12 protein-coding genes are annotated in these 13129 nt (G+C 56.5%); 11 read left to right on the forward strand and 1 reads right to left on the reverse strand.

All coding sequences use genetic code 11. From position 1 onward, the window contains the following. Window positions 1-2: 2 nt before the first annotated feature. Entirely contained in the window at window positions 3-1319 is a 1317-nt protein-coding gene (locus JO226_RS06995; RefSeq protein WP_293545104.1) for an SrfA family protein, read from the reverse strand. A 311-nt stretch (window positions 1320-1630) separates the two neighbouring features. Here JO226_RS06995 and JO226_RS07000 point away from each other — a divergent pair, with 311 nt between their 5' ends. The 11 genes from JO226_RS07000 to JO226_RS07050 all read left to right on the forward strand — a co-directional run. Continuing rightward, window positions 1631-1864, forward strand: a complete 234-nt coding sequence (locus JO226_RS07000; protein WP_293545106.1) for a YdcY family protein — start codon at window positions 1631-1633, stop codon at window positions 1862-1864. A 913-nt stretch (window positions 1865-2777) separates the two neighbouring features. Beyond that, a complete protein-coding gene (locus JO226_RS07005) occupies window positions 2778-3227 on the forward strand; it encodes a hypothetical protein (RefSeq protein ID WP_293545109.1) in 450 nt (149 codons plus the stop codon). Next, entirely contained in the window at window positions 3224-4873 is a 1650-nt protein-coding gene (locus tag JO226_RS07010) for a terminase family protein (protein WP_293545112.1), read from the forward strand. The genes JO226_RS07005 and JO226_RS07010 overlap by 4 nt, the downstream gene beginning before the upstream one ends. Continuing rightward, on the forward strand, window positions 4870-6891 hold the full coding sequence (locus JO226_RS07015) for a hypothetical protein (protein WP_293545115.1): 2022 nt from the start codon (window positions 4870-4872) through the stop codon (window positions 6889-6891). The genes JO226_RS07010 and JO226_RS07015 overlap by 4 nt, the downstream gene beginning before the upstream one ends. Before the next feature lie 74 nt (window positions 6892-6965). Then, window positions 6966-7835 (forward strand): hypothetical protein, encoded by an 870-nt coding sequence (locus tag JO226_RS07020; protein WP_293545117.1) that lies wholly within the window; start codon window positions 6966-6968, stop codon window positions 7833-7835. Then, window positions 7832-8689 carry a hypothetical protein gene (locus JO226_RS07025; protein WP_293545120.1) on the forward strand — a complete coding sequence of 286 codons (858 nt, stop codon included), beginning with the start codon at window positions 7832-7834 and terminating at the stop codon, window positions 8687-8689. Before JO226_RS07020 ends, JO226_RS07025 begins: the two co-directional genes overlap by 4 nt. Beyond that, the gene (locus JO226_RS07030; protein ID WP_293545122.1) at window positions 8689-9054 is read left to right on the forward strand and encodes a hypothetical protein; all 366 of its coding nucleotides are present in this window, start codon (window positions 8689-8691) and stop codon (window positions 9052-9054) included. Before JO226_RS07025 ends, JO226_RS07030 begins: the two co-directional genes overlap by 1 nt. Continuing rightward, on the forward strand, window positions 9051-9545 hold the full coding sequence (locus JO226_RS07035; protein WP_293545125.1) for a hypothetical protein: 495 nt from the start codon (window positions 9051-9053) through the stop codon (window positions 9543-9545). The genes JO226_RS07030 and JO226_RS07035 overlap by 4 nt, the downstream gene beginning before the upstream one ends. Further along, window positions 9542-10822 (forward strand): hypothetical protein, encoded by a 1281-nt coding sequence (locus JO226_RS07040; protein ID WP_293545127.1) that lies wholly within the window; start codon window positions 9542-9544, stop codon window positions 10820-10822. Before JO226_RS07035 ends, JO226_RS07040 begins: the two co-directional genes overlap by 4 nt. After that, the gene (locus JO226_RS07045; RefSeq protein ID WP_293545130.1) at window positions 10819-12780 is read left to right on the forward strand and encodes a hypothetical protein; all 1962 of its coding nucleotides are present in this window, start codon (window positions 10819-10821) and stop codon (window positions 12778-12780) included. The genes JO226_RS07040 and JO226_RS07045 overlap by 4 nt, the downstream gene beginning before the upstream one ends. Before the next feature lie 132 nt (window positions 12781-12912). Then, on the forward strand, window positions 12913-13129 hold a 217-nt coding region (locus JO226_RS07050; protein WP_293545133.1), incomplete at its 3' end, for a DUF5309 family protein.

The raw sequence follows: 13129 nt of genomic DNA on the forward strand, positions 1-13129 counted from the left end.
GGTCAGGCTCCCACTTTTTTGAAGGTTAACGGCACGACCGTGTTGGCGTCATAGCGTCCGGTACATTCTGCGACATCGCTGACGCCCGCTTTGCAGGCAATCTCCGGCATCGGGTAGCGTGAGCCGTCGCTACAGCGGGCGTTGCCGCGGCTTTTGATCATCAGCTCGCCGTTCTGGTGCAGGCCGGAGAAAATGTCGGCGCGGCAGACCACGTTATCGCCATGCACCAGACGGGCGCTGCCTTTATTGTTAAGCAACTGGTAGCGCAGCGACGGCACTTTGCCGGTGACCGGATCTTTGACGTCCACGATCACCCGCCAGCTGCCGTTCAGGAAGCGGGTGGTGCCAGCGCGCATCTGTCCGGCGTCCATCACCAGCGCATCTTTCGGGATTGCGGCAATCATCACCGGCTTGTCCTGCGGTTTTTCCTCCACGCGCGGCGCAGAAACGCTCGCCTGATGCAGCGGCAGCGTGGTGGTCAAGGCGGGGATCGGCGGCGACTGCTCCGTCCTGGCCGTGACGGGCGCAACGGGCGCTGTGCTCTGGCGCGTCCACAGCAGCGGCGCGGCGACGGCGGCGATAATCAGCGCAGCAACCGGTAAACTCCAGAGCGGAATTCGACGTTGACGCACCACCGCCGCGGGTTCAGCGGCAGCGGGCGCAGGCGCGGGCTCGACGGGAACGGGCGCTTGCGGCGGGAGTTCCGGTTCGACGTCCGGCTCGACCATAACCTGTACTGGCGGTGCGAGCAGGGGTTCATCCGGCTGCGCCAGCGTCACTTTCGGTGCGGGCAGGGGGGCCTCTTCTGGCTCAACGGCGACCAGCAGCGCGTCGAGCGTGGTGGTCTGCAGGCAGGAAAAGCGATCGTCGCGGGCGTGTTCGTTCAGATTCACAAAGCCCCAGAAGGTGATAACCGGTTTCCCGTCGATCAGGAAGACATGGTTTTCACCGGGAAACTGCAGCGCCTTTTCCAACAGGGCGCCAAACAGCTGCTGCGAGGTCTTCTCCGACTGAAGGCATTTGCGGCTCAGACTGTCCGCGCTGTCGGCCAGCTTTTCCAGCATCCGGAGCGCGCGGTGGCGCAGGTCGTCGTCCGCAGCTTTCCAGGATGTGACCTGACCTTCCACAGGTGCGTACCAGTCAACGCGATCGCCCTCGTCGTTGACCTGCGGTATCGCCAGACAATCCACCAGCGCCTGCTGCTTGCGCAGGCGCAGGGTTTCGCGAATCTGCAGCGCTAAGGCAAATACGGCCTGACCGCCGCCGCCCACGGCCTGGAAATCGTCCAGATCCCCGCTGCGCAATAACGTTTTTGCCACTTTCTTATCCCATCGACTTTTTCACGCCTCTACTCTACGAGATGCAGGCGGCGGATAAACGGCGGAAGAGAGGGCAAAAACGGTAAATCCTCGCACTATTGAGCGCGGTGTTATCGCTTGCATTTTTTAAAGGCGCCTAAGTGAAATTGCTGCTGATTAAACCAGCAATATTCCACGGTTGCGCATAACCTGATGACAATCGGTTATTTGCCAGTCCTTCCCGGCTGTGCTGTTATTAGCGGCATATAATAAAACAGAAGGGCATATTAATGATGTTCGCAAGGAAAACCTATCTGAACTAAGGAGTCAGTATGTCACACCTGGATGACGTGATAGCCCGCGTTGACGCCGCGGTAACGGAAAGCGTGATTGTCCATATGAATGAACTGCTGATCGTCCTGAGCGACGATGCTGAGTTGAGCCGGGAAGATCGTTACGCTCAGCAGCAGCGTCTGCGCAACGCGATTGCCCATCACGGGCGTCAGCATAAGGAAGACGCCGAGGCGCGCCACGAGCAGCTCACCAAAGGCGGGACTATTCTCTGAGTGTATCTTTATGCATAGCAGTTAAGATTAAAACGCGACTGCATTGATCGTGCATTATAGGGCACTTATTTTTAGAGGGTAGCGTGTGCAAAATCGCGCTTTACCCTCGCTATTGAGAGGAGTGGGCAATGCGTAAAATAACATGGATATTGATTGCGGTAGCGCTGATAACATTGGGGTATGAATATTTAACGCGTTAGACCCCAATTCAGCGCCCTGTCATCGGTCGTCAAAACTGGCGTCTGGCTACCAGTCAGACGTCAGTTTTTGCATTTTTTTCTTTTATTATCATATACATATTCGTTCTTTCCTGTCTGAATCCCATCATTTTCAATGAAAAAAATAATCCTTAATTATCAGAAGGATAAAAATAGTTTTGGGGAAAGGAATTTACCCCCAAATACCCTCTCCCTGTGATTGTCAGATCGTTTCGTAGCACAAAAAGTTAATTCCCCCCAGGGCTGATGGTGCCCGTTTCTGTGCTTCCCTAAAAAAGAGCCGCCAAGGATGGATGGCTTGCTGGCGTGTAAGGTAACTCACGTCAGTGCACCCCGTTCGTTGCCTTTACGGATTCGGAGCCGGGTGTGCAAGGGAAACCGGTCTAGCTTGGAACCTCCTGAGACCGGAGGCAACCCGCCCCCTACATGAGAGTGATTGAGTTCGCGTAGGTCTGTAGTTTGGGGTGGCGCTATGCCTGGAGACGGTAGGGTTAGCCGTAAATGAGCGCATGTTTTGGATGAGCAGCCACTCAGGCCGGAGCCGATAGCGATCACCGTCAGCGCAAGCTGCCTGTACTCTATTGGTTTTGGGGGTGGGGGGAACTATACCCCTATCTCCGCTCCTCCCATCTGCGCCGCCACGCTTGCATCCACCCGCCGCACCGCCAGAAAAAAATAAACCAACTCGTTAACATATGGCACTGGACACATCGAAACAAATCAAGGATGACCCGCAAGCCTGGGCTGAGTCTGGGCAAAAACTCTCATATGCTGACGCTATAAAGCTGATGCGTGCCGCCGGAATTATCGCCAAGAAGCAAAACCGCATTAAGGCGCAGCACTGGAAGGAACTGGAGGAACTACAGCTACAGCAGGCCCGCGCACTGTCGGCGATGAACATGCGCCACAACCTCGGACTCATCGCGTCCAACCGGTCCCGCCTCCTGGCGCTGCTTCAGGCCCGACTTGAGGACCCGGAGACTAAAGACTCCGCATTTGCCAGCCTGACGGCAACCTGGCACCGCATCGCTACCGCTCCGCTCAGCATCGCGGCGGAGGAGATTGAGAAGATCGTCGAGGACTCATTGTCTGATGATGAGCTGGAAAAACTCCGCCAGCAGTACGCGAAGGAGGGTATTCAATGACGACGCTCGCACACCGCAACGAGGTTCGTCGTCTGGCTATGGCGATTTGTGAAGCCGGTATCGATGCAATGCGAAAACACGCACATGTCATTGAAATGGCCCGCAAGTTCAACAAGTATTTCAAGCTGGATAACTTCCGTCCGTACGAATACCAGCGCCGATGGTTCTACAGCTCCAGTCATTCAACACTGCGCTATCTGTCCGCTGCGAACCAGATAGGTAAGACGTTCGGCGGCGCTGCGGAACTGGCCTATCACGCAACCGGGCTTTATCCCGACTGGTGGGATGGTCGACGCTTCAGCGTGACGCAGAAGGAGGTTATGTGGGCGATGGGTGTCAGCCTGGAATCAACCCGCAAGGTATTACAAAACTACCTTTTGGGAACGGATAACGCGAAGAAGGCCGCAGAGATTGGCAGTGGCCTGATACCCCGCGAGTGCATCAAGATGAGCACCCTGTTGCGCGACGGGGAGATTGTTAAATCGGTATCCATCCGGCACAAGGACGGTGGCTATGTTGAACTGTATTTCTATGCGTCCACTCAGGACACAACCACTCTCCACGGCCAGAAAGTTTTATATATTTGGCTTGACGAGCAGCCAGACAATGAGCTGGAGCTGGCGTCCATCTTTGCTGCCCGAACTATTAACACCGGCGGTATTGTTGCCATTACTGCAACGCCAGAAAAAGGCGCAACTGAGCTATGGCGGCAGTGCAAGGAGGATAACAGCCCACACATCCACTTTCAGAGCGCTACCTGGGACGACGCCGGACACATAACGCCGGAGGTCAAAGAGCGCATTCTGGCTGTCATTCCGTACCACGAAAGGGAAATGCGCTCAAAGGGGATACCGGTCGCAGGCGTGGGGGCTATCTACCCGTTTGCTGACGACGATATCACGTGCGCACCGTTCGAGATTCCTGACCACTGGCAGGTGCTGGCGGCGCTGGACTTTGGCGTGTCGGGGCTTAAAGACCCGTCAATCATCCTGTACATCGCCCGCAACCCTGAAACCGGCGTCCACTACGTGTTTGCTGAGTGGGGTTCGGACATGGATAAAGCGACCTACGCCAATGCGCACCTACCGCACTACCTGGCAGCGAAAATCACCGGCAAGGAGCCGGACAACTGGCCCCGACTGACCGACAACGCGGAGTTTCAGGGTATGCCGGTTAGTCTCCCGTCGATTGTCGTCAAGGCTCCGCACGATGGCGCGAACAGCCAGCCGGACGCACATACCGGAAGCAACATCCCCCGCGTGGAGATCATGAGCAAGCTGGGGGCCAATGTGCATCACCGGCTCTTTGAGATACCGCCGGACCTTGCACCGCTGGAGACGAACCGTCGCAGCCTTCATGGTTCGCTGGGGATCGTTAGCGAAATGTTCCGCACCGGCATGCTGAAGATATTCACCACCTGCACCGAGACGCTCCGCGAGCGGCGGGGCTATCAGTGGATTAAGAAGGGGCAAAAGACAGTACCAATCGACAAAGATAACCACTACATGGATGCGCTCCGCATTGGCGGCATACGCGTCCGTGATGACGGCGAGACCATGCAACAGGCAAGGCGGGCGGCTGTGGCCCAGGACGAATACAGCAACGCATTTGAGTTATCACTAGGAATCGGAGGATTTAGCCATTGAACCAGAAAGACCTGTTAACTGAGGTGCTGCGCCACAAGGATAACGCTGTGCTGCGCCAGACGGCGCTACAGAAACGTTACGCCGAGGCCTGGGGTTACTATCGCGGGGAACTGCCCGAAGTGATGCAGCCGGGCGACATCGCTGCTCGTAAGGTGATGTGGGAGGCGTACGAGACGCTACATCCGTCTCTGGTGGCTATCTTCACCGATGACCAGAAATCGCCGGTTGCGTTTCAGTCTGACGCATTCAGTGAAAACAAGCTGGCTACCGCCGTGACCAGGGCTATTCACGCCTCCGCGCTGGCGGTTGTGGATTGGGATGCCAAGATTTATCTGGCGCTCAAAGAGGTACTCATCACCGGGAATCAGGCCGCGCTGGTTGGCTATGACAGTAAGGTATACGAGACCGACACGCAGACGTTCGACAAAGCACCGGCGCAGCAGGCGATCATCGCCGAGCGAGTATTGGAGAAAGCGGGCTATAACGTCGAGTCAGAGCTGACCTTCGAGGATGTGGACGGCGTTCCTGTTGTGTCCGGGACCATGCGTGGGCGCCGCGAAATAAAATTCCCGGTCATCAATCTGATCCCGTTCAAGGACTTCTATCTGCACGACAAGGCCACCTCACCGGAGAACGCGATTTATTGCGGTTACAGCGAGGAGATCACCAACGCTGAAGCTGTCAAGCGCGGCTATCGCAAAACGGTTGTGGATAAGGCCATGCTCCAGGATACCAATGCAGGCCGCAGCATGGATACGAGTATGCTTGTCACTGGCAACCTCAACGCCCAGGGCGGCGAGCACGCAGGCGCAATGGAGGCGGGCGGCCCTAACAGCCTCATCACCGTTTTCCATCATTTCTGGCGAGGGTGCTACAACACCAACGATGAAAAACTGTGGTATGTCGTTACCACTGGCACTGAGTACCTGACCCACGAGGAGGTTGCGTACTGCCCGTTAATCTGGGGCGCTATGTCGCCGGTTCCCAACTCCGCCTATGGTGAAAGCCTGTTCGACTTCTGCAAGAGTACTCAGGACGGGACAACCCGCGCCCGCCGCGCGATTCAGCGCTCCGCAGACTTTGCGGCATATCCTGAGACTGAGGTTGTGGAAAGCATGATGACCAAGAAAGCGGTAGAGGCGTTAAACGACCACACCGCGCCGGGCCGCGTCTATCCCGTCAGGGAGGCGGGCGCAGTGCGCCGCATCGCCGCCGCAGACGTACCGCAGGCTATGCAGATTCTGAGTAACGAGCTGTCGCAGGACGTGGAGCGCGTGAAGCAGGGGAGCGCGAACCAGTCCGTGGCAATGGAGAAAACCCAGCAGTCAGGGACCGCGATCGCACTGACCCAGGCCAAGGAGGAGGTTAACGAGAACGCGATCGCGAAAGCCTTTGCGGAGACCTTCATCAAACCGGCGTACCGTATTTTCCTGATGGTTCAGCAGGAGATTAACAACGTGTTTGAACTGGACGGCGACAAAATCCCGTTCAAGATTCTGCGTGATGACATTGGCCTTAAGGTTAATGTGAAGTCCGCTGGAGACCGCGCTCAGAGCGCCGCCAACGTGCTCAACGCCTACACCGCGGCAGTGGCGACCGGCACGCTCCCGGCGAACTTTCAGGAGAGTAACGTATACGCAATTTACGCCGACTACCTCCGCGCCGTGACCTACTCCGAGGACGTCGACCGCTACATCACGCCACCAAGTGCAATGCCGAAACCGTCAGAGCTTCAGCAGAAACTGAAAGCGCTCATGACTGCCTGCCAGCTCCGCCACGCGATCGCGACAACCAAGCTCGCGGAGACCAAAGTGCAGAGCGAAACAGCAGACATTCAGAAGACCCTCAACGACGCCGCCAAGACCCTGGCAGAGATTGAGCAAATTGCCGGTGAAATGGATATCGACAAGCTGCGGCTCATTATGGAGGCCAACAAACAGGATCGCGAAGCCCTGAAGGACGTTAAAGAGTTGACAAACGACACCAATGACCAGACGGCTGAAAATCAGCAAGCCTGATTCCTGATTAAATCTGTTATTTTTCTTTCGACCATGCCGCACGGATGCGGCGATAACCAACCAAAGGACTAAAAATGTCAAATGAAAACACCACGAATGACTCCCGCAGCGTTACCGGATTCAACCCTTCAGCCCTGTTTTTCCCGCAAGACACCACGCGAGCGCCAGTCGACGAAAGCGTCGAAGAGGGCGGAGAAACATCACCAACAATCACAGACGATGCAACCATCGTTGCACCCGTCGACGGCGACCCGGCTGCGCCAATTACTGCGGGAACATTCTGGAAGCTCGGCGAGACCGAGTACAACGAGGAACAAGTAAACAACGCCCTGAAGCACGCCGACACGTTCGAGCGCTTCAATCAGTCAATCGCCCCGTTGGTGCAGAACATCAAGGGCTTTGGCGACCAGGCGGCGCGGTTCCAGGCTATGGCGGTGACTGAGTGTGACAACCAGATTAAGGAGCTGACCACCGAGCTGCAATCGGGGCGCCTGGACGCTCAGCAATACCAACTGGCACACCAGGCGCTGACCTCCGCCGAACTGCGCAAGGCAAGTCTCATTGCCGCAGGCAACCAGGTAGCGCAGCAGCGCCAACAGGCATTGCAGAACACCCGTCACCACAACTTAAGCCAGGTCGCAACCAATCTCGCCCGCGCTGGCTGGAGCATGGACAAGATGAAAAACGCTCAGGGGCTGGCAATATCAGCGGGCCTGTCGTTTGACTCGTTCGCGGACGTGGCGAACCCGGCGCTTATGGAGATTTTCCATGATGCCTTCGAGTACCGCGCCCAGCGTGAAGCCGCAGCTCAGCGCCTGAAGAAAGAGGGACGCAAAGTGGTGCGTACGCACACCAAAACCACGACCGCTGCACCGGAAACGAAAAAGAAAGGCGAGATGGGCGATGCAGACTGGATTTCTAAAAACATCTGGGGTGCAAAATGAGTTCGCGACTCAACAGCTCGAATGACTCCAGCAGTAGCAGCACTAATGAGAGCTGGCTGTATGAGTACCTGAGCCCAATCATGATTGACTTTATCGACTCGAACCCATCCATCGACTACGAGGAGAGTCAGGTTGCTGACATGACCGAAGCGCAGAAAAAAGCGCTGGAGGCATACGGCAGCGGTGCGTCAATCGAGCTGGGCAAGCAAATCATGACCGGCGGCGCGGGCCTGGTGTCAGACTCGATTACCTGGATGCAGAACATGCTGAGCGGTGGCGCGAACACCATGTTTAAGCAGGGCGTTTCCGGCATGTGGGAGGCCATGACACCGGCAATGGAAAACCAGGCCGCAGCGATTCAGAGCGGTGTTTATGCGGACATGGGCGCAGCTTTCGGGTCAACCGCACAGAGCACCATGAGCAACTCCGCCGTATCTGGCAGTAGTTCAGCCAGTCAGACCCAGGCGCAGGTTATGGCATCCGGCGCGAACGCAATGACGCAGGGGATCGCATCAATGCAGGCTGACGTCCTGAGTAGTGTTATCGGTCTGACGACTGATGCAATGGGGTCTGCAATGGATCTCAATCAGGTGTTGTTGGGTGCTGGTGGCGATATCTTTGGCGCAGGCGCTGGCATGGTCAAAGAGGGGACGAAAAACCAGTTCAACGCAGGACTGTTTGAGCAGTGGTATAACCAGGAGGTTCTCAACAACGATCGCCGCAACAGCATGATTAACAACAACATGGAATGGATTGACATGGCGGCTCTTATGGCTGTGACCATGCCGGGTGCAGGGCTGAAGACCGAGAGCAGCACCGAGAGCAGCACCGACACATCGCGGGGTATCTTCTGATGAGTGGATGGGATTCGATTTTCTCGTTTGGTGTCGATGTCATCGACAACGGGCTTGACGCCACTCAGGGCGACATTGCCACCGTGGTGAGTCAGGCCGTAGGAGGAATGGTTGACACGGCAGGTCAGCCGGTAGTGCAGGGTACAAACGGCGATAGCTGGTGGGTTGCGCCGATTAAGCAGGCGCTACCGCAAATCATGCAGATGACCGGCAAACGAGCGCGATCGCCGGGAAGCACCGCTACCGCCAGCGCAAAACCGGTGTCGGGTAGTGCAGGGTCGGCGATGGAAGTCCCGAAAATGATTGGTAAGGCCGCCAGCAACAACCCGTTAGACGGTATCCAGCAGTGGGGGAATTTATTTTGAGTCAGTTCCGTGACCAGTTTGCGCAGATGTTCGCACAGTACGACCAGCTCGCATCCCAAATCCGCGCCACCAAGCCGGAAGAGGTTATGAATGACCCTGTTAAGCTCCAATGGGCGCAGCAGGAGGGTTACAAGCCGACGTTCAACCCGAATTCGAATAGCGTTTCGTGGGTGCCGGTGGCGAAGCCGGTTTATCAGCAATCCCAACTGCATAACCTTCAAGGCTCAATGTCACCGGAGCGGCTGGTCGAGAGCTACCCAGCTTTCGCCTGGAAGGCCAAAAACGCTGACCCGTACATCACTGAAGTTATTCGGCAGGCGGCGTCAGGGGAGATCACCGCGCAGCGTGCAAAGGAAATTCTTTACCAGTTCGCGCTGGAGACGTTTAAAGAGGCTCGGAAGGAAGGCAAGGCCACCGGGTCAGCAAAAACGGCTGTAACGTTCGCTGAGGCGTTGGAATCGGCATCCACAAATAACAAGGCGGCAGGATGAAAACGGAATTAGACCAACAAACACAAACGCAGGACGCGTTAACTAACGCCCAAGCTATCTCCCCGTACGCGCTAAACCCGCAGCAGGGAACGGTTATCCCGTCATTTTACGAGCAGGACGATATCTGGCGAGAGGCCGCTAAATCAGCGCAATTGGTTAACCCGCCATCGGTGGAGGAAATCGATAAACAGATGTGGATAGGTTCCTTCATGACCGCGCTGATGGTTGGCCTGACAACGGGCGATGCAGGTGCGGCAATCGCTGGTGGCCTGTGGGGTGCGATCGCAATCCATGACGGCGGTTACTCACTGCGTAAACGTGCTGAGCATGTCCCGCAGTTGCAAAAAGATGGTTACTCCGCTCAATCCATCCTCCAGTGGTACGAGACCGGCGACCAGAAAGGGCTGGACGCTGAGCGTGACGATATGCTTGCCCGTGACAAGTTCAATGAGCAGAACCTCGATGATGTTCGGGACTTCAAAGAGGGGCAGCGTCGATACAACGAAAACCAGCAATTCCGGGATGAGCAGGCCGCGCGTAACGAGCGTTACCGCAATGAGAACTTGGGTTTGCGCCGTGAGGGGCTTAATCAGCGAAAAGCGCTGTTTGACCAAAAGCAACAGATGATTGACCGCCAGCTTAAACAGCAGCAACGCGCAGACACCGCAAGTGGTATGTCGCTTCGAGACCAGGCGCAGGCGATCGCGTCGGGCATTGACCCAGCAACCGGCAAGGCTCCGACCGCCGCCCGTATCAAACAGTCAAACGACTGGAAGCAGGGAAATCTTGCGTATTCAGCAGGGCGTAACGGGCTGGTGTCGAACCTCGCGCAGGTGGACAAGCTTTTGAGCCTAGATGTTTCTGAAGGCACTGGCGCGGTGGCTGGGTACCTCCCGGCGTGGATGAACATGATTGACGCGCAGCAGGTGCGCGGGTTAATAGGCAACCTGAAATCTCAGGAGTTTATGCGCGGCATCCAGGGGATGAAGGGCATGGGTGCCCTTTCAGAGAAGGAGGGGCAGGTTGTGCAGGGATTGATTGCGCAGCTCGACCCGCAATCGTCACCTGAGCAACTGATGAGTGAGCTGGGTCAGATTCGAGACGCTATTCTTCGTGGGCTCAATGCGGCAGACAATGAAGCCGACCTGTACCAGTACGATATGCCGGTGGCGCCAGTGCTTAACGCCCAGCAGCCGGAACCGCAGGGCAAGCCAGCGGAGGGCGGGGAGACTCGCACCAGTAGTGGCGGCGTAACTTACAAGGTGAAAGAGAAATGACAATTACGGTCGAGGCGAGAGGTCTGGAATTCGAATTTCCTGATGGGACTACGCACCAGGAGATTGAGGGGGCTTTGGATGAGTATTTTAATCAGGCTGATGGGCTCATTGACACGGTGGTGTCTGGCGCGGGCAAGGGGCTGCTGGCTACCGCAGCGAAGCTGGCTGATACCCCAGCTAATATCGCTGATAGTGTTCTCTCCGCTGGCTCGTGGGTGGGCAATCTGGTTGGTATTGGTGATGGGACGTACACGCCAGTCTATAAGCTGGAAAAGGTCATTCCGGAAGATTTGCGGGCAACGGGCTATGTCGAGACGGCTGCGGATGTGGCTTCTGCCATGGTGGGGGGTGTTGGCTCGTCGGCTGTAATGGCCCCCAGAGTCGCAAAGCTGGCAACCTCCATCGGCGGGCGTTTCGGGCGCTGGGCTGGCTGGGCTGCGGATAACTCAATCGCGTCCGCTGGTGGGCAGCTAACCAGTGGTAATCAACTTGATGCGGGAACGATGGCGGGTGATGTGTCGCTCGGTGTTGCCCTGAACGCCCTAATGCCGAAGGTGGGGCGGGGTGTTAAGGCCTTGCTTCGCGGTAATCAGGAGGGGCAAACCCTGAATGCGGTGCAGCAGATTAACTCCGTGCTTCCCGATGGCGTGGATTTTACCCCGTCCCGCGCCATGCTGACACGCGGCAAGCCGTCAGCGCTTCTGGAAAAGCATCTGGAGAATGTGCTGGGTTCCGGCTATTTGTTTCGCAACTTCAATGAAGCCAACCAAAAGGCGCTCAACGAGTTTGCTGACGTACTACGCACCAACATGCAGGACGGCGGTGGCATGAGTTCGGAGGAGTTGGGCGACGCAATCCGTGCAGGATATCAGGCGTTCATCAATGCTGGTCGCAAGGATGGTGAAAAGTACTTCTCTGAGGCTGTTAATCGCGCGGGTGTGTTTCCGATTCGTGTGGCTCAGTCGCTGGATGTGCTCAATAGCGTTGAGAGCGTCGCCATTAAAAATCCGACCATCGCCGATATCATCCTATCCCCGGACTGGCGTCGGGTGTCCGCCGCGATGCGCGAATCCATAAAGCCGGGGCTGGATTTGGCTGGCGCTATCAAGCTAAAGGCCGCTATCCGTAACATGATGGACGACCCTGGAGTGGGGCTAAAGTCAACTGACGACAGGGAGTTGGGCCTACTGGCAAAAGCGCTGGATGAGGATATCTTGCAGGCGCTGGGCCAGAACAAGGCTCCGTTTGGGGCGCTGGGTGCGTATCAGGAGGCTAATCGCGCATGGTCAGCATTCCAGGATGAGCTATCCGCAATGGGGCGGATGTTCGCGGATGGCGCATCCGGTGACACGCTCTATGCTCGCATCTTTGGCAAGCCATCTGATGCGCTGATGATTAGCAATGCTGATCGCGTGCGCGGACTTCTGGCTTTGATGCCGGAAGAGGCTCAAAAGCGGATTAAGGCAGAAATGATTTATCGCGCTGGGCGTGAATCTGCGGGGCAGGCGGGTAACGAGGGGCGGCAGTTTAGCGCGGCTGCATTTTTAACTACCTGGACAAAGCTGAAGGATAACGGACTTGCTGACCTGCTGGCGGGGTCCCATCGCGCAGACATTGACGCACTTGCTGTGATATCTGACCGCCTTAAAGACCTTGGCAAGGCCGCGAACTACAGCAATACCGCTAATCACCTGACCGTTGCGGGCGGGCTTCAGGGGCTGGGTGCCGTTGCGACTGGCAACGTGCTTGCAGCCACCCCCTTCATTCTGTCTAACCTGACGGCACGTGCGCTGTTAAACCCGGAGTTCGCTAAATTGGCGTGGAGGGTTGCTGGTGGGGCGCAGCGTGATTCTGAGTTGGCGAGGCTTTTGGTGCGGGTGGCTGTGCTTGCTGAGCAAGACCCGGATACCGCCGTTGATTACGAGGTGATTGCGGGGGCGATTGAGGGCGAAAATTAACAATTAGTGCTAACAAAAAAAATACCAAACCTGATTCCTAAAATTATGTGCATAACATGCACACCGTTAAAGCAGTAAACAAAACATAAACAGGCGCACGGATTGCGCGTAGTACGCAGGCAAGGACATGACATGCCTAACCTCAACTCGTATGAACTAAACGGCGTGAAGGAATCATTCGCCGAATGGATCTCTAATATCTCCCCACAGGACTTCCCGTTTCAGTCGATGATCGGGAAAACCTCAACCACTCAGCCAAAATTCGAATGGCAGACCGATAGCGACGCTCCGGTGGACGAAAACAACGCCCTGATGGAGGGCTTCGAGTTCGCCGACATGGACGACACCT

It is taken from the genome of Pluralibacter sp., assembly GCF_019237635.1.
Classification (GTDB): domain Bacteria; phylum Pseudomonadota; class Gammaproteobacteria; order Enterobacterales; family Enterobacteriaceae; genus Enterobacter_B.